Here is a 20116-nt window from a genome sequence, read left to right as displayed (position 1 = left end):
GGTGAACATCGGGGGCGTCGTCGGCGGCGGTGCCCGGGGCTGGGGTCGTCGGGGCCTGGCGGGGCCGGGGGTCAGAGGCGGCGGCCCGAGGCCAGGGCCAGGTAGCAGGCGGCGAAGTCGGTGACGGCGAGGAGTTCGGCGAGGGCCGCGAGGGTGTTGCCCTCTTCCGGCGCCAGTTCGCTGATGGGCGTGTCGTGGCCGAGGGCGAGTTCGCGGGCGGCGGGGACGGCGCTGAGGCCGCCCTCGTCGGCGGGCCGGTCGCGGAGGAGTACGACACGGGCGTGCAGCGCCTGCGCGTCCTCGACGCGGTCGCGGAAGAAGTCGTCGGGGTCGGCGCCGCCCGCGAAGTCGCCCGCGAGGAGGCCCGCGTGGGCGGCGAGCGCCTCGGGCAGCTCGGCGGCGAGGGCGGGGCGGCCCGCCAGTTCGGCGAGCACGGCGGCGAATCGGCGGCCCACGGGGGCCGCGGCGGCGCCCTCGGTCCAGATGAGGGGCAGCGCGTCGGAGAGCTCGGCCGCGAGGGTCTTGGCGGGGTTGTTGTACGTGGCGACACCAGGTCCGCAGCGTTCCGCGGTGCGGTCGAGGCGGTCGGCGACCTTATCCAGCGTGTCGGCGGGCGCGGTGAACAGGCCGACGCGGTCCAGGAGCGCGAGGAGCGGGGTGAACAGCGCCCACAGCGCGCCGGGGCCCGCGGCCTGCGGCTCGTCGTACAGCTCGTGCGGTGCCGTCGCCATGGGCACGACGAGCCCGTGGGTGGTGCCGACGGCTTCCGTGATGGGCGAGCGGCGCGGGGCGACGGCGACGACGGTGACGCCGCGGCGGTACGCCTGCTCGGCGAGCGTGGCGAGGCCGGGTTCGGAACCGTCGTTGGTCGGGATGAGCAGCAGGTCCACGGAGCCGGCCCAGCCGGGGAGGGCCCAGCGGACGGCGCCTCCGGCCGGGGCCACGCCGGTGGGGCGCAGCCGGATGACGGGCGCGGACGCCCCGGCGAGCGCGGCGATCAGGTCGGCGGCGCCGGTGGCGGCCGTGCCGGTGCCGGCGACGAGGACGGTGCGGGGGCGCCCTTCCGACTGGAGGGCGGTGACACCGGCTTCGGCGGCGTGCCGGGCGGCGGTGCGTACCCGGGCGCCGGCTTCGGCGGCTCCGCGCAGGAGTCCGCGGCGGTCCGCCTGGGCCAGTGCTTCGGGGGCGTCGAGCAGCGTCTCGTCGAGCATGGGTAGGCCTCCTGATCGCCGTGCGGGGTGTCGCCGGGGCGGTGGGGGTGGCGGGTCAGGCGGGGCGGCGGGCCTCGTCCACGAGGAGCACCGGGATGCCGTCCCGTACCGGGTAGGCGAGGCCGCAGTCGTCGCTCGTGCAGACCAGCTCGGGCGTCTCGTCGGCCGTGCGGTCGCTGAGGGGGGCGCGGCAGGCGGGGCAGGCGAGGATGTCGAGGAGGCCGGCTTCGAGCGGCATGGATGGTTCCCTTCGGGTGCGTTCGCTGTCGCGGCGCCGTTGCCGGGCTGCCGGTTGTGGGTCCGGCGGGGCCGGTGCGGGTCGTGCGTGCTGGGGGTGTGCTGGGGGTCCCGGCGTCGTCAGCCTACCGCCGGGGGGCGGCGGACGGTGGGTTTGCGGGAGGCCGGGGATCGGGCCCGGCTTGACGGGGGCGCGAGCTTGGCGTGGGGGCTGCTGGCTTTGCGGCGGCGCGAGCTTTGCGCGGGCGCGAGCTTGCGGGGGCTGCTGGCCTTACGGCGGCGCGAGCTTTGCGCGGGCGCGAGCTTGCGGGGCCATGGTGGGGCGGTGCCTGACGGGCCGCGCCTCACCGGAGCCGCGCCTCACCGGAGCCGTGCCTGACCGGAGCCGTGCCTGACCGGCGGTGACGGCTGGTGTCCGGCGGGGCGGAGCCTCGTCCTGGGCCTCTGCCGGAGCTGAGGCACCGGGGCTGTCGTCCCGGGTGTGGTGGTGCCGCCCCGGACCCGGTGCCGGTCCGCGACGTGCGGGACGGGCACCGGGGGGCGGGTGTGAGTGGCGCGGTACCGGGTGGTGGCGGGGCCGTCAGGCTCGTACGAGCGACAGGACCTCGTCGCGGACCTTGGCCATGGTGGCCTCGTCCTTCGCCTCGACGTTGAGACGGAGCAGCGGCTCGGTGTTGGAGGGCCGCAGGTTGAACCACCAGCCGTCGCCGCTGATGGTGAGGCCGTCCACCTCGTCGCTGGTGACGCCGTCGCGGGACAGGAACGCCTCGCGTACGGCGGCGGTGCTGGCGTCCTGGTCGGCGACCGTGGAGTTGATCTCGCCGGACGCGGCGTAGCGGTCGTACTCGGCGACGAGCTGGGACAGTGTGCCCTCCTGGCCGCCGAGCGCCGCGAGGACGTGGAGCGCGGCGAGCATGCCCGTGTCGGCGTTCCAGAAGTCGCGGAAGTAGTAGTGCGCGGAGTGCTCGCCGCCGAAGATCGCGCCCGTACGGGCCATCTCGGCCTTGATGAAGGAGTGGCCGACGCGGGTGCGGACGGGCGTGCCGCCGTTCTCGCGGACGACCTCCGGCACGGACAGCGACGTGATCAGGTTGTGGATGATCGTTCCGCCCGGGTGCCTGGCCAGCTCGCGGGCGGCGACCAGGGCGGTGATCGCGGACGGGGAGACGGGCTCGCCGCGCTCGTCCACGACGAAGCAGCGGTCGGCGTCGCCGTCGAAGGCCAGGCCCAGGTCGGCGCCCTCGGCGCGGACGCGCTGCTGGAGGTCCACGATGTTGGCCGGGTCGAGCGGGTTGGCCTCGTGATTCGGGAACGTGCCGTCCAGCTCGAAGTACATGGGCACGAGCGTCAGCGGGAGGCCCTCGAAGACGGTGGGCACCGTGTGGCCGCCCATGCCGTTGCCCGCGTCCACGACGACCTTCAGGGGGCGGATGGACGTGAGGTCCACCAGGGACTTCAGGTACTCGGCGTAGGCGTCGAGGGTGTCCTGTTCGGTGATCTCGCCGGGCGTGGCGGCCGGGGCGGGGGCGCCGGAGTCGCGCCACGTCTCGACGAGGGCGCGGATGTCGGCGAGGCCGCTGTCCTGGCCGATGGGGGCGGCGCCGGCGCGGCACATCTTGATGCCGTTGTACTGCGCCGGGTTGTGCGAGGCCGTGAACATGGCGCCCGGCAGGTCCAGGTTGCCGGAGGCGAAGTACAGCTGGTCGGTGGAGCACAGTCCGATGAGGGTCACGTCGGCGCCCCGGGCGGCCGCTCCGCGCGCGAAGGCGCCGGACAGGCCGGGGGACGACGGGCGCATGTCATGGCCGACGACGATCGCGTCGGCTCCGGTCACCTGGACGAAGGCGGCGCCGAACAGCTCGGCGAGCGTCTCGTCCCACTGGTCCGGCACGACTCCGCGGACGTCGTACGCCTTGACGATCTGCGACAGATCAGCAGTCACTGATCAACCTCCTGCGAGCCTGTGTGGGGTACACAAGCTACCCGCAGAGGGTGTCGGGGGCGTACGGAGGTACCTACGGAGCGTCGCCGGGAAGCAACGGTACCGGCCGGTAGGAGCGGGGCGGGCCCAAATGAACAAGACCGAGGCGGCCGGGCGGGGCAGCCGGGCGGGGTGCTCGTGACGCGGACCGGGCGGCCGAGGCGGCTGGTTCGGGCGGTCGTGGCCCCCCGGCGGCGGTCCTTGCGCGGGTCAGGAGTCCGGCGAGCGGAGCACGCGGAGGTGGCCGCGACGGCCGACCTCGACGGGGTCGCCGCCCCGGGCGCCGCCCTTGCCGCCGGCCTGGGCGGTGCGCTCCTGGGGGCGGGCCGCCTCGCGCACGGCGTTGGCCAGGGCCTCCAGGTCGTCGCCGCTGGGGCGGGTGGGGCCGGAGGCGTCGGAGAGGCGGACGACTTCCCAGCCGCGGGGCGCGGTGAGGCGCTCGCTGTGCTCGGCGCACAGGTCGTAGCAGTGGGGTTCCGCGTAGGTGGCGAGCGGGCCGAGGACCGCGGTCGAGTCGGCATAGACGTACGTCAGTGTCGCGACGGCAGGGCGGCCGCACGCGGTGCGCGAACAGCGACGTACAGGGCTCACGACGTTGGACGGTACCGCACTCTTGAGCGGGCCGCGACGACTCTCCACCCGGTCACTCGCCCGTGTCGCGGTGTGACGTCGGGCACAGGAGGGTTTCGAAGGGCCCCTCCGACCTGCGCGGGAGAGGTGTGGAGGGGGCTGCGGGAGGGGCGGGAGGAGCGTCGGGCCCTTCGGCTCGGCGAACGAATCCGGTCATTTCCCGCAGCGCGACCGATCGGGCAAACGTGCCGAATCGCGCCGCCGGGTGGCCGGAATGCTCATCTGACGACATGCCGGGACGCGGGCGTACGGGGGAACGCGCCGGGTGCGGGAGAGCTACGCTGCGTCAGGTGATGGACAGTCCAGGACCACCTCGCCCGACCGAGCCGCGACCGCGCCGCCGTGATCGCCACGGCCGAGGGATGCGCGGGCCCGTGGCACCGCCCCAGGTGCCCCTGTCCCTGTCGCGCGCGGACACCTTCCGGGACCTGGTGCAGGACTCCGTGGAGCGGCTGGAGCGGCGGTGGCCGCAGCTCGCCGATGTCGATTTCCTGGTGATGGAGGTGCCCGCGCCACGGGACGACTCCGTGCCGCTCGGCAGTTCGGAGCCCGCGACGCGGGACGGGCACGCGCGCGTGGTGGTGTACCGGCGGCCCGTGGAGCTGCGCGCCAAGAGCCGGGACGAGCGGGCGCTGCTGGTGCACGAGGTCGTGGTGGAGCAGGTCGCCGAGCTCCTGGGGCTGGCGCCCGAGTCGGTGGACCCGCGGTACGGGCAGGACTAGGACCGCTCGCGGGGTGGCGGTGCCGGGCGTGCGGGGCGCGCGGGTGCGGGATGCGCGAGCCTGCGGGGGCCGGTCATGGCCTGCGGGGCTGCGGATGCGTGGGCCCAGCGGGTGCGGGCCTCGCGGGTGCGGGCCTCGGGTGTGCGGCCTCCCCGAAGGCGCGGGGCCTCGCCGAAGGCGCGCGGCCTCGGGATGTGCGGGTCCTGCGAACAGCGGCTTCGCTCGAATCGCCCGCGGGAAAGGGCCGCGCCCGTACGGGCCGGTGTCCGTACGGGCGCGGAAGGTGTCCGGCCCGCTAGTCCTCCAGGACCGCGAGGTCCTGCTCGGCTTCCGGGACGCCCACCGTCGCACGGTCGTCGGTGAGGGTCTGGAGGGTGAACATCGCGATGCCGTCCTGCGGCAGGGCCAGCATGCGCGCCGCGTGGACGGGGCCGCCGGACAGGGTCTCGACGGTCAGCGCGTAGGAACCCTTGAGTCCGGCGGGCGCGGGCGGGGTGACCGCCACCGTGGTGCCCGCCTTGACGGTGTACGTCTTGGTGGCGGGCGTGCCGCCCTCGGTGCCGGGCGAGGCGGTGACGCGTACCTCGGCCGTCTTGCCGGGCGCGGTCAGCGACAGGGTGGTGCCCTTGGCGCGGTTGTCGGCGACGGTCGCGCGCTCCCCCACCGGGCCGGTCGCCGGGATGAACGCCACCTCCTGCTTGTCGCCGCTGCCGCGCACCACGCGCAGGGCGGCGACGACCGGGGTGGCCCGGCTCGCGTGGGCGGGGCTCAGCAGCAGGGCGCCGGCCTCGCCGTTGGTGAGGCCCTTCAGGTCGGCGGACGCCGTCATCCCGGACTTGACGCGGATCGTCTGCTGGACGGCCGGGGTGATGGTGCCCGTGGACCCGGCGAGCTGGATCTTCAGTTCGGCGTCGTCCTCGCCGGGCGCGAACGCCATGAGCTGCACGGACGTGGCGTCGGCGGGGATGCCGGGGAGGACGAGCGACGGGGCCGGGTCGGCGGAGGCGGGCAGCCAGTCGCTGCCGAGCTGGTCCACGGCGGAGCGGACGACAGCGCCGACGCGGCCGCTGCGGGTGGTGACGTGGACGGTGACGTCGGAGGTGGCCGGGTCCGCGCTGAGCGTGGACAGCAGCACGGGGACGCTGGACCGGGCGGGGACCGGGATGCCGTCGGTGAGCTGCGACTTCAGGGCGCCCTCCGGCCCGTACAGCTCGATGTCCACGACGGCGGCGGCGTCGTCGGGGTTGGTGAGGTGGACGTAGTCGCGGCGGTTCTCGGCGGTGGAGGTGCCGGGGAACCAGAAGTCCGTGTCGGGGGCCGTGCAGGTCACGCCGAGGAGGCCGCGGGCGCCGCCGGCGGGGACGACGGTGGTCTGCTGGGTGGTCCAGCCGGGGGCGAGCTTGCCGGAGGCGACACCGATGAGGGCCGGGGCCTCGGCGCCGTTGGCCTCCGCCGCGACCGGCGTCCCGGGGGTGGTGGCGTTGATGACCGGCTTGTCGGCGGCGGGCTTCTTGGCGGGCGCCGCCGCCTTGTCGTCCTCCGCCTCTTCGTCCGTCTTGCCGTCGGCCTTGTCGTCGGCGGGCTTCTTGTCGTCCTTCGCGGGCGCGTCCTGCGTGACGGCGGACGGCTTCAGTTCCGCCTTGTCGGGCAGGGCGTCCTCGCCCGCCGGGGCGCCGGAGCCGGACTTGCCCGCATCGCCGGTCGTGGCGGGCGTGAACGAGGTGTACGTCGTCTCGGCGACCTCGGACGTGCTCGGTGCCGGGCACAGCAGGCTGCTGCGCTCGACGGGCAGCTGGGCGGGCGCCGTGCCGGCGGCGGCGACCGGGGTGTCCGCGCCGGGGGACGTCACGGCGGCGAGGCCGGTGAGGGCTGCGAGGGCGGTCGCGGCGGCGAGGAGGGAGAGGGTGCTGCGGTTCACTGGTGGCTGCTCCCGTCGGGACGCTGCTCGCTGGCGGGGTCGTACGGGTCGTGTGGGTCGTACGGCCGCTGTTGCTGGTACGGGTACTGCTGTTCGTCGTACGGCTGCCCGCCGTACTGCTGCTGCGCCGGGTGCGCCGCCGGGTCGTACGGGGCCTGCTGGTAGGCGGCGCCGTCGTACGGCTGGGCGTAGGGCGCTTCGCCGTACTGCTGCTGCCCGTAGCCGTTGTCGCCGTAGCCCTGCTGCGCGTACGCCTCCTGGTACGGCTGCTCGCCGTACTGCTGCTCGGCGCCGGGTGCGGCCCAGTCGGTGGCGGGCGGCGGGGCATGCGGCGGTGCGGGCATGGCGTACGGGTCGGCGTCCGGCTCGTTCGCCGGGTCCGGTACGGGGGCGGGGGCGCCGTGCTGGTCGGTGTCGGCGGCCGCGGCGCGGAGCCTGCGCGCGCGGCGCCCGTCGCCAGTGACGTCCTGGGCGGGGATGGCCGCCGCGGGGTCATCGGGCAGGTCGTCGTCGATGTCGCGGCGGCGCCCCGGCAGGGCGAGGACGACCAGGACGACGGCGAGGGCGCACTGGGCCCAGATCCACGCGGTGTGGGTGAGCGGCGCGTCGTACGTCAGGTCGAGGCGGCCGCCCTGGGCGGGGAGCTTGAAGCCCTGCGCCCAGCCGTCGAGGGTGGTCTTCTCCAAGGGCTTGCCGTCGAGGGTGGCCTGCCAGCCGTCGTCGGCGCGGTCGGCGATGCGCAGGACGCGGCCCTCGCCGCCGGGCGGGATGTCGCTGTGCGCCTCGACGGGTCCTGAGCCGACCGGGAGGGGTTCGGTGCCCGCGTCGGCGGTGCCGCCTGCGGCGGGGACGATGACGGCACGGGCGACCTGGCGGTCGACGCGCCACAGGGCGCTGCCGTCGCGCTGGCTGAGCCTGCTGAGGCCCGGCGTCGCGTCGAGGACGCGGCCCATCTCGCGGGGCGCGCCGTCGCGTACCAGGACGTAGCGGATGGCGAAGCCGCTCAGCTCGGCGGTCTGGTCGGCGCCGGACCCGGCGACGAGGTGGGCGACGACCTTGTCGAGGCGCGGGTCGCCGCCGCCGGTGGCGGTCAGCTCGGCGTCGCCGAGGCGGGCGCCGGAGCCGCGGACGAGGGCGTAGGACACCTTGGCGGGTGACGGGCCGTCGAGGACGAGGGTGCGGGGCTGGTCGCGGGTGATGCTCTCCTCGGCGACGAACGCGGGCACCTGTGTGGGGTCGCGGCGCTCCAGCGGTCCGGCCGCGCCGCTGATCATCCAGTTGGCGGCGGAGACCAGCGGGCCGATCGCGGCGGCGAGGGCGATGAGGGCGGCGACGGGCTGGCGCCAGCCGAAGCTCTGCGCGGCGACGCGGGTGCGGCCGCCTTCTGCGCCGAGCATGCCCGCGGCGAGGAGGGCGAGGCCGTAGACGAGGGTGGCGGGTCCCGCCCAGCCGGTGGCGTCGTCGCCGGAGCCGTTGGTGAGGACGGCGAAGAGGAAGCCGGTGAGGGCGACGGCCCAGGCGCTGCGGACGGCGAACTGGCGCTCGGCGCGCAGCAGGGCGGCGAGGGCCGCGAGGACGAGGCCGATGAGGACCAGGCCGCCGACCGTGCGGGGGCCGCCGGGGCTGGTGCCGAGCAGGTCGAGCGCGGACGCCGGGCCCGTACGGACCGCCGTGCCGGCCTCCCTGAGGAAGGCGGCCGGGTCGGTCAGCAGGGACAGCGACCAGGGGGCGAGGACGAGCAGCGGCGTACCGGCGACGGCGAGGAGGCGCACCGCGTACGCGGTGATGTCGTCGCGGCGCAGGACGAGGACGGCGACGCCGAGGACGACGGCGAGCGGCCAGACGACGGGCGTGAACGCCATCGTGAACGTGAGGAGCAGCGTGTACGCCCAGGTGGCGCGCCAGCTGCCGCGCGGGGCGCCGGGTCCGCCGCCGCGCAGCCCGTACGCGGCGACGGCGGCGCGGGCCATGAGCGGCAGCAGGATCGCGAGGACGGCCGTGCCGAGCCGTCCGGTGGCGAGGGCGCCGGTCGCGGCGGGCAGGAAGGCGTAGGCGATGGCGGCCCACGCGCGCAGGAGCCGGGACTCCACGAGGGAGCGGGAGGCGAAGTACGCGGTGAAACCGGCGAGCGGTACGGAGCAGACCAGCAGCAGCGTGAGCGCGAAGCCGGTGGAGCCGAGGAACAGGCCGGACAGGCCCGCCAGCAGGGCGAGGTAGGGCGGGGCGCTCTGGGTGCCGCCGGTGCCTAGGGGGTGCCAGGCGTCGGCGTACCGGCTCCACAGGCCGCCCACGTCGTCGGGGACGGGCAGGAGGGCGCCGCCCGCGAGGGAGCCGCTGCCGAAGAACAGGCCGCGGCAGGCGATCACCGAGACGAGGAGCAGCAGGGCGAAGAGGACGGGGCCCGGTTTGCGGGCGATCTTCTTGAGCCGGGCGAACTGCTCGATCTCCAGGTAGTCGGCGTCGTCGCCGCCGGGGCCCGACTCGACGGCGCCGTGCCGGGAACCGCCGACGTCGGCATCGGTACCGGAGAAGTTGGAGGCGACCTGCTCGACCGTGGCGCGGACGGTGGCGCCGGGCGGCGGGAAGAGGGGGCGCAGTTCGGCGGGGTCGACGGCGTGGGCGGAGCGTCTGCGGCGGGCGGCGAGGACGCGCTCGGGCCTCAGTAGGACGGAGCACAGCCCCATGACCTCGTCCACGGCCTGGACGGGGGCCTTGCCGACGAGGTAGGCGAGGGTCCGCAGCAGGGTGCCGACGACGAGGCGGACGAGGACGTACGGGAGGGCGGCTCCGCGCGCGTTGGCGAGGAGCGTGTAGACGGCTCCGGCCTTGTCCACGCGGTGGGGGTTGGCGACGGAGCGGCCGGCGCAGTCCACGGTGCGGCGCTCGCGGGAGGCGGCTTCGGCGTGGCGGAGGACGGCGTCGGGGGCGACGAGGACGCGGTGCCCGGCGGCGTGGGCGCGCCAGCACAGATCGACGTCGTCGCGCATGAGGGGCAGGCGGCGGTCGAAGCCCCCGAGCTCCTCGAAGACGTCACGGCGGACGAGCATGCCGGCGGTGGAGACGGACAGGACGGGGCGGATCTGGTCGTGCTGCCCCTGGTCCTGTTCGCGGCGGTCGAGGCCGGTCCAGCGGCGGCCGCTGTTGGCGATGCTGACGCCGACTTCGAGGAGCTGCTTGCGGTCGTACCAGCCGAGGAGCTTGGGGCCGACGATGGCGGCGTACTCGTCGGAGTCGGCGACGCGGAGCAGTTCGGCGAGGGCGTCGGGGGCGGGCGCGCAGTCGTCGTGGAGGAGCCACAGCCACTGGACCGGCTCGCCGTGCGGCAGGTCGGGCATGTCGTAGGCGTCGTCGCGCCAGGTCCTGCTGGCCGGGTCCCAGCCGCTGGGCCGCTTCAGGTAGGGCAGGTCGTCGGGGCCGAGGAGGGGCGCGGTGCGGGCGGCCTCCTCGACGGCGGCGCCGAAGCCGGTGCGGCGGGCGAGGTGCAGTACCCGGTCGTCGCCGATGGCCTCGCCGACGAGCTGGGCGGATTCGTCCGCGCTGCCGGTGTCGGCGGCGATGACGTACTGCGCGGGGCGCTCCTGGCCGAGGAGTCCGGCGAGGGCGTCCGGCAGCCAGCGCGCTCCGTCGTGGGAGACGAGCACGGCGGTGACGACATGCCGCGGGAACTCGGGCTGCTGCGGCTCGGAAGCGGCGGAAAACGCGGCTGTGGTGGCGGACATCGAGGTACGGGCCCTCCGGCCAGGGGGTCGCCCGCGTCGCGGGGCGTCGGAGCGTCGTTGACGGGGCTCCACACTAATGGCTGGCACGACAGCGGTCCGCCGCCTGTGGACAGAGCACAGGCGGCGGACCGTTGGGCGGGTGCGTGTGGCTGGTGTGCGCGCTCGGGCGGCGGCTGCCGCGGGGGTGCCCGGGGGCCGCGCGCGGGCGGGCGCGGGGAGCGCTCAGACGGCGGCCTTCTTCAGGCGGCGGCGCTCGCGCTCGGACAGGCCGCCCCAGATTCCGAATCTCTCGTCATTGGCAAGCGCGTATTCGAGGCATTCCGAACGGACTTCACAGGCGAGGCAGACCTTCTTGGCCTCGCGGGTGGAGCCGCCCTTCTCGGGGAAGAAGGACTCGGGATCGGTCTGGGCGCACAACGCGCGCTCCTGCCAGCCGAGTTCCTCGTCCGCGTCCTCGACCAGCAGCTCCTGGAACAACTCGGTCATCTGCGCCCCTCGTCTGTCTTATACGTCCCCGTGATGCCGCACCGTTTCCCATTTCCGGCCGAACGACACGAGTGAAATTACAAGTGTGTAGCTCCAGGGCAGTCAAGCTGAGATCTGCTATTGGGCCCGGTATTCACTCTGCGGAACCAAGGCGGCGCAGAAAGTGTTCAAATCGGTAAAAATGAGACACTCCCGGTCGCCCGTCCCTCGCACCCGCCGTCGGCCGTCCTCACCAGGAAGGACGACCAGAGCCGCGATCTTGTTGCGGCCGGAGCGGCGAAGCGACCCGGATCACAGTCGGATCACAAGCCCCTGGCGGGGTTTGCGCGGGTGGTTCCTGCGCCATGTCTCCCGGACCGGGCGAGCACAAACCTTTCTCCCGGCGACCTGACCGGATGAGGTGAATCCGCGCCGCCGAACCGGTGACCGGGTTGACAGAACGAATCCGGCCAGTCCACCGTGGGGGCATGCCAGCGACCACAGCGCCCTACGCGACCCACGTTGCCCGTGGGTTCCGCCGCGCTGTCCACGCGCGCTGTTGCTGTTCGTGCTGTTGACGCTCCAGCGCTCCAGCCCCTCCCCGCAGGCGAGTCCCCCGCCGCACCCGCGACGCGTGCCCGGTCCCACGAGCACCGCCCGCCGCACGGACCCCGCACCCGCCGCACCCCGCCGCATCCGCTGAGCGGGCCCGCTGTTCCGGACCGCATCCGCCGCCCGCTCGCAGCGCCCGCCCGCGGCACCTGCCCGGACCAGCCCGCAGCACCCCGCTGCGCCTTCCGCCGAACAGCTCCGCCGAGGACACCAGCACCCCATGAACAGCGACAGCGACCTCCAGATCGCCGGCGACATCCTCGCCGTCCAGCACCTCCTCCAGCCCGCCAAGGAACACCCGACGACCGTCGCGGAGTTCGCCGGGCTCGCCCGGTCCATCGCCGCCGACCGCTCCCAGTGGGCGCCACTCGTCGCGTACGACGCCACGACCCGCTGGTACCACCGGCTGCGCACCGGGCCCGGCTACGAGGTGTGGCTGCTGTCGTGGCTGCCGGGCCAGGGCACGGGGGCACACGACCACGGTGGCTCGACCGGCTACTACACGGTGCTGGAGGGCGAGCTGACGGAACGTACGGAAGAGGGCGCGCGGACACTCACCGGGGGCGCGCGGGACGCGTCGGGCACCGTGTCCGGACGGGTCGTCACGCCCGGCCGGGTCCACGAACTCGTCAACGACTCCCTGGAACCCGCCGTCAGCCTGCACCTCTACTTCCCGGGCCTCACCGACATGCCGATGCACGGCCGGGCCGGAGTTGTCCACAGATTCGCCCCGAGCGCCCGGAGTGTCGTCCCCGCCTGACAGACTGCCCGCATGCGCATGGTGGTTCTGGCCGGTGGCATCGGTGGTGCCCGTTTCCTGCGCGGCCTCAAGCGGGCCGCGCCCGACGCGGACATCACGGTCATCGGCAACACAGGTGACGACATCCATCTCTTCGGGCTGAAGGTCTGCCCCGACCTGGACACGGTGATGTACACCCTCGGCGGTGGCATCAACGAGGAGCAGGGCTGGGGCCGGGCCGACGAGACCTTCACGGTCAAGAGCGAACTCGCGGCGTACGGGGTGGGCCCGGAGTGGTTCGGCCTCGGCGACCGGGACTTCGCCACGCACATCGTCCGCACGCAGATGATCGCCGCCGGGTACCCGCTCAGCGCGGTCACGGAGGCGCTGTGCGACCGGTGGCGGCCGGGGGTGCGGCTGCTGCCGATGTCCGACGACCGGGTGGAGACCCATGTCGCGGTCGAGATCGACGGCGAGCGGCGGGCCGTGCACTTCCAGGAGTACTGGGTGAGGCTGCGCGCCTCCGTGGACGCGCACGCGGTGGTGCCGGTCGGCGCCGAGCAGGCGAAGCCCGCGCCCGGGGTGCTGGAGGCCATCGCCGAGGCGGACGTGGTGCTGTTCCCGCCGTCCAACCCGGTGGTGAGCATCGGCACCATCCTCGCCGTGCCGGGCATCCGGGAGGCCATCGCGGAGGCCGGTGTGCCCGTGGTGGGCCTGTCTCCGATCGTCGGGAACGCGCCGGTGCGCGGCATGGCCGACAAGGTCCTCGCCGCGGTCGGCGTGGAGGCGACGGCCGCCGCGGTCGCCCGGCACTACGGCTCGGGGCTGCTCGACGGATGGCTCGTGGACACGGTCGACGCGGACGCGGTGGCGGAGGTGGAGGCCGCCGGCATCCGCTGCCGGGCCGTGCCGCTGATGATGACCGACGTGGACGCGGCCGCGGCGATGGCGCGTGAGGCCCTGGCCCTCGCCGAGGAGGTACGCGGATGACGGTCGGGTACCAGGTGTGGGCGCCGTCCGGGATGCCGGAGGTCGCGAAGGGCGACGACCTGGCCGTGCTGATCGCCACCGCCGAACCGGACCTCGCGGACGGCGACGTGGTCCTCGTCACGTCCAAGGTCGTGTCCAAGGCGGAGGGGCGGATCGTCGCCGCCGACGACCGGGAGGCGGCCATCGACGCGGAGACCGTCCGTGTCGTCGCCCGTCGCGGGACCCTGCGGATCGTGGAGAACCGCAACGGGCTGGTGATGGCCGCCGCAGGGGTCGACGCGTCGAACACGCCCGCCGGGACGGTGCTGCTCCTGCCCGAGGACCCGGACGCGTCCGCCCGCTCCATCCGGGCCGGGCTGCGCGACCTGCTCGGTGTGGACGTCGGCGTCATCGTGACCGACACGTTCGGGCGGCCGTGGCGGAGCGGCCTCACCGACGTCGCGATCGGCGCGGCCGGGGTGCGCGTCCTGGACGACCTGCGGGGCGGCACCGACACGTACGGAAACCCGCTCGTCGCGACGGTCGTGGCCAGCGCCGACGAGCTGGCCGCCGCCGGGGACCTGGTGAAGGGCAAGGCGGCCGGGCGGCCCGTCGCCGTCGTACGCGGTCTGCCGCACCTGGCGACCGGGGGCGGGGAGGACGATCCGGGTGCGCGGGCGCTGGTGCGCGGCGCGGACGGCGACATGTTCCGGCTCGGCACGTCGGAGGCGATACGGGAGGCGGTCACGCAGCGCCGCACCGTGCGGGCGTTCACCGACGACCCGGTGGACCCCGGTGCCGTACGGCGCGCGGTGGCCGCGGCGGTGACGGCCCCAGCGCCGCACCACACGACGCCCTGGCGGTTCGTGCTGCTGGAGAGCGCAGCGTCGCGGACCCGTCTGCTGGACGCCATGCGTGAGGCGTGGATCGCGGACCTGCGGCGGGACGGGCGCAGCGAGGAGGCCATCGCCCGGCGCGTCCGCCGCGGCGACGTCCTGCGGAACGCCCCGTATCTGGTGGTGCCGTGCCTCGTCACCGAGGGCGCCCACCACTACGGGGACGCGCGCAGGGACACGGCCGAGCGGGAGATGTTCGTCGTCGCGGCGGGCGCCGGGGTGCAGAACTTCCTGGTGGCGCTGGCGGGGGAGCGGCTCGGCTCTGCGTGGGTGTCGTCCACGATGTTCTGCCGCGACGTGGTGCGGGAGGCGCTCGAGCTGCCTGCCGACTGGGACCCGATGGGCGCGGTGGCCATCGGCCGCCCCGCCGAACCCCCGCAGCCCCGCCGTGACCGGGACCCGGAGGACTTCCTGACGGTGCGGTGAGGCGGGCCGGTCGGGTCGCAGGGCGCGGGCCGAGGGTGGTCGCCGCCGGGCCGGTGGTGGGCGCGGCGGGCCTGGTGGTCACCCCGTCGGGGCCTTCGCCCGCGTACTGCTCGGACCGCCGCTCCGCCACGGCGTCGGACAAGTGGCGTTCATGCCGGGGGCCGACCCAGGCAGCAGTGGGCGTCGGCCGGAAGGCGTACGTGCCGCTGACGGGCCCGTGGGCGGCTGGGCGGGTCAGAGGGCGGCGATGTTGCCCGGGGTCATGCGGGGGGCTCGGCGGGGTGGGGTGCGGCCGCTGAGGAGGATCAGGCGCGCGGCCCGGTGGCGCTGGCCGGCGTACGGCTCCAGCAGCTCCAGCATCTGCGTGTCGTCCGCGTCCCGGTTGCCTGCCAGGGCGTGGCCGACGATGCCGGGCAGGTGGTAGTCGCCGGTCGTCACCTCGTCGGGCGCGCCGTTGCTGCGCTGCACCGTCTCGGCGGACGTCCACGGGCCGATGCCGGGGACCAGCTCCAGTCTGCGCCGGGCGTCCTCGGGTGCCATGCCCGCCGCCTCCTCCAGTCGGCGCGCGACCCGCACGGCGCGCAGCACGGTCGCCGACCGCTTGGAGTCGACGCCCGCCCGGTGCCACTCCCACGTAGGGACGAGCGCCCAGGTGCGGGGCTCGGGCACCACCGAGAGGCGCAGCTCGGCGGGCGCGCCGGGCGCCGGTTCGCCGTACTTGCGTACGAGCAGCCGCCACGCCCGGTACGCCTCGTCCGTCGTGACCTTCTGCTCCAGGATCGACGGGATCAGGGACTCCAGCACCAGTCCGGTGCGCACCAGGCGAAGGCCGGGGCGGCGCTGCCGGGTGATGGCGAGGAACCGGTGGCGGGGCGTGAACGCGTCCGGGTCGTCCCGCTCGCCCAGCAGCACCGGGAGCCGGTCGAGGAGCCAGTCGGCGCCGCTCCCCCACGCCTCGGCCTCGACGGCGCCGCCGCGCGCCGTGACCCGCAGCGTGCCGGGGCCCTCGGGGGTGCGGCACGTCCGCCAGAACGCCCCGTCGGGCGTGGCCCGGAACGTGGGGTCGCCGGGGCCGCGCCGCAGCGGGCTCAGGGTGAGCCCGAGGTCCAGTGGCCACGGCGGCACCCAGGTGCGCCGCCGGGACGCGGGGGCCGGGACGCCGCCGGCCCGGCGGGGCGCCGCGGGCCCGGTCGCCTGCCGGGGCAGCGCGGACAGGGCGGGGCCGCCGGACGCAGGCCCACCGGACGCGGGGACGCCAGGCACGGGCCCTCCGTACGCCGGGCCGCCTGCCACAGGCCCACCGGACGCGGGGACGCCAGGCGCCGGTGCGTTCCCGCCGTCGCCGGGCACGGGTGCGGCCATGGCGCCGTCCGGCGCGGGGGTGCGCCGGGGGCGGGGGGCGTAGCGGCCGGCCACGGGGGCTCCAGGGGTGGTACGGGATGTCCGGGGGTCCCGAACAGGGTAGTCCCGGACGGGCCGGACCACCGCCCGGAGCCGAGCGGAGCGGAGCGCCGGAGAAGACCGACCGACCGCCGGAGCCGAGACCCGTTACTGGTCGGAGGAGAAGCGCACCGACGCGTCGGGCAGGCGGGCCCCGCACCAGACGCGTACGCCGTCGCGCAGCTCGTTGTCCGCGCCCACGTGCGCACCGTCGCCGATCACCGCGCCGTGCAGCACGGTGCGGGCCCCGATCCGGGCTCCCTCGCCGACGAGCGAGTCGGTGACGACCGCGCCGGGCTCCACGACCGCGCCCGCCATGACGGCGCTGCCGTCGATCCGGGCGCCCTCGCCGACCGTGGCGCCGGCGCCGATGACCGTACCGCCGGTGAGCTTGGCGTCCGGGGCGACGGAGGCACCGTCGACGACGAGGCGGTCGCCGCAGCGGCCCGGCACGGCCGGGGACGGGGCGCGGCCCAGGACCAGGTCGGCGGAGCCGCGCACGAACGCCTGCGGGGTGCCGAGGTCGAGCCAGTACGTCGAGTCCACCATGCCCTGGAGGTGGGCACCGTCCGCGAGGAGCCCGGGGAAGGTCTCGCGCTCGACGGAGACGGGCCGGTCCGCGGGGATCGTGTCGATGACGGACCGGCGGAAGACGTACGCACCGGCGTTGATCTGGTCGGTGACGATCTCCTCGGGGGTCTGCGGCTTCTCCAGGAAGGCCGTGACGCGCCCGGTGGGGTCGGTGGGGACGAGCCCGAACGCCCGCGGGTCCTCGACGCGGGTCAGGTGCAGGGAGACGTCGGCGCCCGACGTCTCGTGGGTGTCGACCAGGGCGCGGATGTCGAGGCCGGTCAGGATGTCCCCGTTGAAGATGAGGACCGGCTCGTCCGGCCCCGACGTGAGCCGCGAGGCGACGTTGCGTATCGCGCCGCCGGTGCCGAGCGGCTCCACCTCGGTGACGTACTCCAGGTGGAGCCCCAGTGACGATCCGTCGCCGAAGTACGGCTCGAACACCTCTGCCAGGTACGAGGTCGCCAGCACGATGTGCTCGACGCCCGCCGCGCGGGCCCGGGCGAGCTGGTGCGTGAGGAACGGCACGCCCGCCGCGGGGACCATCGGCTTCGGGGTGTTCACCGTCATCGGTCGCAGCCTGGTTCCCTTGCCGCCGACCAGGAGGATCGCTTCTGTCACCTGTCGTCTCTGCTTCCTGCTGGGCCGGTCGTCGGGTGGTGGCCGATCCGGCGTCATGAGCACGGCCGGAGACCGCTCATATGATCGGCACGACCAGGCAGTGTAGGCAGATCCTAGGCAGACCTGGACAGACGGTTCGACATGGCGCTTCGGTCAGGGCCTCCCCTGGTAGTCGGCCGCGGCCGCCCGGATGGTTCCGAGCTTGCCGTACAGCTTGGTGCCGGGGCAGGCGGTGGAGTACCCGTCGCGGTGGCCCGAAATGGTGTTGAGCTGGACCTTCGTGCCCTTCTTGTACAGGTTTCCGCCGCCGGACGTCAGGGTGCTCTTGCCGCGCGGGTTCTTGCCGTGGAGGCCCAGCTTCCACGCCGTCAGTTTGGCCACGGCGGTGACGGCCTTGGCGGGCGGGGTGGTGGAGGCGAACGAGCCGATCACGGCGATGCCGGTCGTGTTGGCGTTGAACCCGAGGGTGTGGGCGCCCTGGACGGGCTTGGCGACTCCGCCCGCGCGGCCCTCGTAGATGGTGCCGCACTTGTCCACGGCGAAGTTGTAGCCGAGGTCGCGCCAGCCCATGCTCTGCACGTGGTAGCGGTAGATGCCGCGCAGGACGGACGGCGCCTGGGCGCAGGTGTAGTTGTTGCCGGTCGCGCTGTGGTGGACGAAGGCCGCCTGGACGGACTTGGTGTACAGGAAGTTCGCCTCGCGCAGCTTCTCGTCGGCGCCCCAGCCCTTGCGGGTCACGATGCGCGGGCGCGGGCCGATGTACGGCTTGGCGGCGGCGGTGGTCGCGTCGGCGCCGGTGGCGGCGTTGGAGTCGGTACCGGAGCCGGAGTCCGCGTCGGCGAGCGCGTCGGCGAGCGCCTCTTCGGTCTGGGCCTTGGTGAGGGCCGGGATCTCGGTGGCGCCGATGGATGCCAGGTCGGCGTTGACGGCAGACGCGGCGGACTCCTCGGCGGTGAGCGCGACGGCGGGGGCGCCCTGGCCGGTGCCCGCGGGCTCGGCGGGGCTTTCGTCGGTGTCGGTCCCGGTGCCTGACGCGGGGTCGGCGTCGGTCTCGGACGCGGGGTCGGCGCCGTCGGTGGCCGGGTCCGTGGCGGAGTCCGGGTCCGTGGCCGGGTCCGTGTCATCGGTGGCCGGGCCGGTGGGGGTGTCGGCCGTCGGGTCGGCCGCCGTCGGATCAGCGGGGGTGTCCGTGCCGTCGTCGGCGGGTCCGTCCACCTCCGCGTCGTCGTGCGGGGCGTCGTCCTCGGGCGCCGCGTCCAGGCGCCCGGCGCCCGTACCGCCGTCGTCCCGCGCGACGCCGGGCGCCGTGCCGAGCGCCACCCCGGAGGCCGTACCGGGCAGCGTACGAGAGGACGTACGGAGCCCCGCGCCAGACGGCCCACCCGCCTCCGCCTTCGCGCCGGGGGCCGCGTCCGGCGCCTCGCCCGGGTCGACCAGCTCGACCCGCAGCCCGCGCGGCAGGGCCGGGGCGGCACCGCGCTCGTCCGGCGCCTCGGGCCGTACGCGCACCTCGACGCCGTCCGAGTCGCCCACCCACAGCGGCGCGGTCCCGCCGCGCACCGCCTGCGAACGGGCCTCGGCCGTACCGGGGTCGGCGGCGTGGTCGTGCTGATGGGCGTCCAGGTCCTGCCAGGCCGACCAGGCACCGGTCGCGGCGGAGCGCGTACGCACCTGGACCGTGCCGTGCAGTTCGGCGTCGGGTTCCTCCCAGACGACGCCGACCAGCGAGAACGGTTCGACGTCCCGGCGCGGCAGGCCCTGGACGGCGCGGGTGCCGGGAGCCGCGCTGCGCTCGTGGCCGGCGAGCGGCACGAGTGGCAGGGAGCGGGTGGAGCCGGGGTCCGGCACGTCACCCGACGCACCGGGGTCCGGCGCGTCGGAGCCCGTCGCGGGCGCGGCGACGGCCGACGCGGACAGGGGCAGGGGCAGCGCGAGGGCGGAGCCGGACGCGGTGGCGACCGCGACCGCTACGCCGATCAAGGGAACTCGAATGGAACGCATAGCCAGATACTGGACAATTCCCCGCAGTTGCGCTTCTCGGCTTTCCTGACGCCCCGTCGCCCCGTCCGGAGTACCGCGTCACCCGCTCGGCCCCGCCGCGCCCGCCCCGCACGCGTACGCTTTCCCGCGTGAACGCCAGCGACCGCACCCCTGCCGACCTGCTGCGATCCGCGCTCGCCGCGGACCCCGCGCGCCCCTTGGTCACGTACTACGACGACGCCACCGGTGAGCGCGTCGAACTCTCCGTGGCCACCTTCGCCAACTGGGTGGCCAAGACGGCGAACCTGCTCCAGGACGGGCTCTCCGCCGAGCCCGGCGAGCGGGTGGCGCTGCTGCTGCCCGCGCACTGGCAGACCGCCGTGTGGCTGGTCGCCTGCGCCTCCGTGGGCGTGGTGGCCGACCTCGACGGCGACCCCGCCGCCGCGGACCACGTGGTGGCCGGGCCCGACCGGCTGGACGACGGCCTGGCCTGCACGGGCGGGCGCCTCGCGCTGTCGCTCGCCCCGCTGGGCCGCCGCTTCCCCGCACCGCCCGCCGGATACGACGACTACGCGGTCGAGGTGCCGAGCCAGGGCGACCGGTTCGCCCCGTACGTCCCCGTCGATCCGGGCGCCGTCGCCCTCGCCGTACGGGAGACGGATGGCGGCCGTACGGAACTGACGGGCGCCGGGCTGGTCGGGCGGGCCCGCGCGGACGCGGCGCGGCGCGGCCTCGGGCCCGGGTCGCGGCTGCTGTCCGGGCTGGCCTGGGACTCCTGGGACGGCGTGTCGGCCGGGCTGTACGCGCCGCTGGCCGCGGGCGGGTCCGTCGTCCTGTGCCGCCACCCGCAGGAACTGGCGCCGGAGGCGCTGGCCGCGCGGATCGAGAGCGAGCGCGTCACGCACCGGGCCGACGAGGGCTGACGGGGCCAGGGCCGACGAAGCCCGACGAGGGCTGACGGGGGCTGACGGGGGCCAGGG

General features: G+C 75.2%; 15 protein-coding genes. 5 read left to right on the top strand and 10 right to left on the bottom strand.

The genetic code is table 11. From position 1 onward, the window contains the following. Positions 1 to 71 precede the first annotated feature (71 nt). From J116_RS17520 to J116_RS17505, 4 genes are all read right to left on the bottom strand, one after another. Positions 72 to 1211, bottom strand: a complete 1140-nt coding sequence (locus J116_RS17520) for an SIS domain-containing protein (protein WP_023588378.1) — start codon at positions 1209 to 1211, stop codon at positions 72 to 74. Positions 1212 to 1266: 55 nt separating this feature from the next. Next, positions 1267 to 1449, bottom strand: coding sequence for a Trm112 family protein (locus J116_RS17515; protein ID WP_023588377.1), 183 nt, complete (start codon positions 1447 to 1449; stop codon positions 1267 to 1269). Positions 1450 to 2028: 579 nt separating this feature from the next. Beyond that, positions 2029 to 3390, bottom strand: a complete 1362-nt coding sequence (locus tag J116_RS17510) for a phosphomannomutase/phosphoglucomutase (protein WP_023588376.1) — start codon at positions 3388 to 3390, stop codon at positions 2029 to 2031. A gap of 249 nt (positions 3391 to 3639) precedes the next feature. Next, positions 3640 to 4068 (bottom strand): DUF3499 domain-containing protein, encoded by a 429-nt coding sequence (locus tag J116_RS17505; RefSeq protein WP_023588375.1) that lies wholly within the window; start codon positions 4066 to 4068, stop codon positions 3640 to 3642. Positions 4069 to 4352: 284 nt separating this feature from the next. Between J116_RS17505 and J116_RS17500 the strand changes: the two genes are divergently transcribed. Continuing rightward, on the top strand, positions 4353 to 4781 hold the full coding sequence (locus tag J116_RS17500) for a metallopeptidase family protein (protein WP_079147762.1): 429 nt from the start codon (positions 4353 to 4355) through the stop codon (positions 4779 to 4781). A 295-nt stretch (positions 4782 to 5076) separates the two neighbouring features. Here the strand turns inward: J116_RS17500 and J116_RS17495 are convergent, their stop codons facing one another. The 3 genes from J116_RS17495 to J116_RS17485 all read right to left on the bottom strand — a co-directional run bounded on the left by J116_RS17495 (position 5077) and on the right by J116_RS17485 (position 10904). Further along, a complete protein-coding gene (locus J116_RS17495) occupies positions 5077 to 6699 on the bottom strand; it encodes a DUF5719 family protein (RefSeq protein WP_023588373.1) in 1623 nt (540 codons plus the stop codon). Further along, a complete protein-coding gene (locus J116_RS17490) occupies positions 6696 to 10418 on the bottom strand; it encodes a glycosyltransferase family 2 protein (RefSeq protein WP_023588372.1) in 3723 nt (1240 codons plus the stop codon). Before J116_RS17490 ends, J116_RS17495 begins: the two co-directional genes overlap by 4 nt. Before the next feature lie 222 nt (positions 10419 to 10640). Continuing rightward, positions 10641 to 10904: a WhiB family transcriptional regulator gene (locus J116_RS17485; RefSeq protein ID WP_023588371.1), complete on the bottom strand. Its 264-nt coding sequence runs from the start codon at positions 10902 to 10904 to the stop codon at positions 10641 to 10643. A gap of 811 nt (positions 10905 to 11715) precedes the next feature. On the opposite strand from J116_RS17485, the gene J116_RS17480 reads away from it, so the two are divergent. Genes J116_RS17480 through J116_RS17470 form a run of 3 tightly spaced genes read left to right on the top strand, consistent with a single transcriptional unit; the run spans position 11716 to position 14525 of the window. Beyond that, on the top strand, positions 11716 to 12255 hold the full coding sequence (locus tag J116_RS17480) for a cysteine dioxygenase (protein ID WP_023588370.1): 540 nt from the start codon (positions 11716 to 11718) through the stop codon (positions 12253 to 12255). A 12-nt stretch (positions 12256 to 12267) separates the two neighbouring features. Then, positions 12268 to 13224 carry a 2-phospho-L-lactate transferase gene (gene cofD / locus J116_RS17475; RefSeq protein WP_023588369.1) on the top strand — a complete coding sequence of 319 codons (957 nt, stop codon included), beginning with the start codon at positions 12268 to 12270 and terminating at the stop codon, positions 13222 to 13224. Further along, on the top strand, positions 13221 to 14525 hold the full coding sequence (locus J116_RS17470) for a coenzyme F420-0:L-glutamate ligase (RefSeq protein WP_023588368.1): 1305 nt from the start codon (positions 13221 to 13223) through the stop codon (positions 14523 to 14525). Before cofD ends, J116_RS17470 begins: the two co-directional genes overlap by 4 nt. A gap of 234 nt (positions 14526 to 14759) precedes the next feature. On the opposite strand, the gene J116_RS17465 is transcribed toward J116_RS17470, so the two are convergent. From J116_RS17465 to J116_RS17455, 3 genes are all read right to left on the bottom strand, one after another. Next, positions 14760 to 15788 carry a DNA-3-methyladenine glycosylase family protein gene (locus tag J116_RS17465; RefSeq protein WP_023588367.1) on the bottom strand — a complete coding sequence of 343 codons (1029 nt, stop codon included), beginning with the start codon at positions 15786 to 15788 and terminating at the stop codon, positions 14760 to 14762. A 285-nt stretch (positions 15789 to 16073) separates the two neighbouring features. Then, on the bottom strand, positions 16074 to 17213 hold the full coding sequence (locus tag J116_RS17460; RefSeq protein WP_394331489.1) for a mannose-1-phosphate guanylyltransferase: 1140 nt from the start codon (positions 17211 to 17213) through the stop codon (positions 16074 to 16076). A 96-nt stretch (positions 17214 to 17309) separates the two neighbouring features. Continuing rightward, the gene (locus tag J116_RS17455) at positions 17310 to 19157 is read right to left on the bottom strand and encodes an N-acetylmuramoyl-L-alanine amidase (protein ID WP_028964188.1); all 1848 of its coding nucleotides are present in this window, start codon (positions 19155 to 19157) and stop codon (positions 17310 to 17312) included. A gap of 128 nt (positions 19158 to 19285) precedes the next feature. Here J116_RS17455 and J116_RS17450 point away from each other — a divergent pair, with 128 nt between their 5' ends. Beyond that, positions 19286 to 20059, top strand: a complete 774-nt coding sequence (locus tag J116_RS17450) for a TIGR03089 family protein (protein ID WP_023588364.1) — start codon at positions 19286 to 19288, stop codon at positions 20057 to 20059. Positions 20060 to 20116: the final 57 nt, after the last annotated feature.

Source organism: Streptomyces thermolilacinus SPC6, from assembly GCF_000478605.2.
Taxonomy (GTDB): Bacteria; Actinomycetota; Actinomycetes; order Streptomycetales; family Streptomycetaceae; genus Streptomyces; species Streptomyces thermolilacinus.
This window is presented reverse-complemented; position numbering and strand designations above follow the sequence as displayed.

Bases quoted from the DNA above. Each gene is read 5' to 3' on its own strand.
- cofD (WP_023588369.1), top strand. From the start codon at position 12,268: ATGCGCATGGTGGTTCTGGCCGGTGGCATCGGTGGTGCCCGTTTCCTG.
- J116_RS17520 (WP_023588378.1), bottom strand. From the start codon at position 1,211: ATGCTCGACGAGACGCTGCTCGACGCCCCCGAAGCACTGGCCCAGGCG.
- J116_RS17490 (WP_023588372.1), bottom strand. From the start codon at position 10,418: ATGTCCGCCACCACAGCCGCGTTTTCCGCCGCTTCCGAGCCGCAGCAG.
- J116_RS17485 (WP_023588371.1), bottom strand. From the start codon at position 10,904: ATGACCGAGTTGTTCCAGGAGCTGCTGGTCGAGGACGCGGACGAGGAA.
- J116_RS17470 (WP_023588368.1), top strand. From the start codon at position 13,221: ATGACGGTCGGGTACCAGGTGTGGGCGCCGTCCGGGATGCCGGAGGTC.
- J116_RS17500 (WP_079147762.1), top strand. From the start codon at position 4,353: ATGGACAGTCCAGGACCACCTCGCCCGACCGAGCCGCGACCGCGCCGC.
- J116_RS17515 (WP_023588377.1), bottom strand. From the start codon at position 1,449: ATGCCGCTCGAAGCCGGCCTCCTCGACATCCTCGCCTGCCCCGCCTGC.
- J116_RS17460 (WP_394331489.1), bottom strand. From the start codon at position 17,213: ATGACGCCGGATCGGCCACCACCCGACGACCGGCCCAGCAGGAAGCAG.
- J116_RS17455 (WP_028964188.1), bottom strand. From the start codon at position 19,157: ATGCGTTCCATTCGAGTTCCCTTGATCGGCGTAGCGGTCGCGGTCGCC.
- J116_RS17480 (WP_023588370.1), top strand. From the start codon at position 11,716: ATGAACAGCGACAGCGACCTCCAGATCGCCGGCGACATCCTCGCCGTC.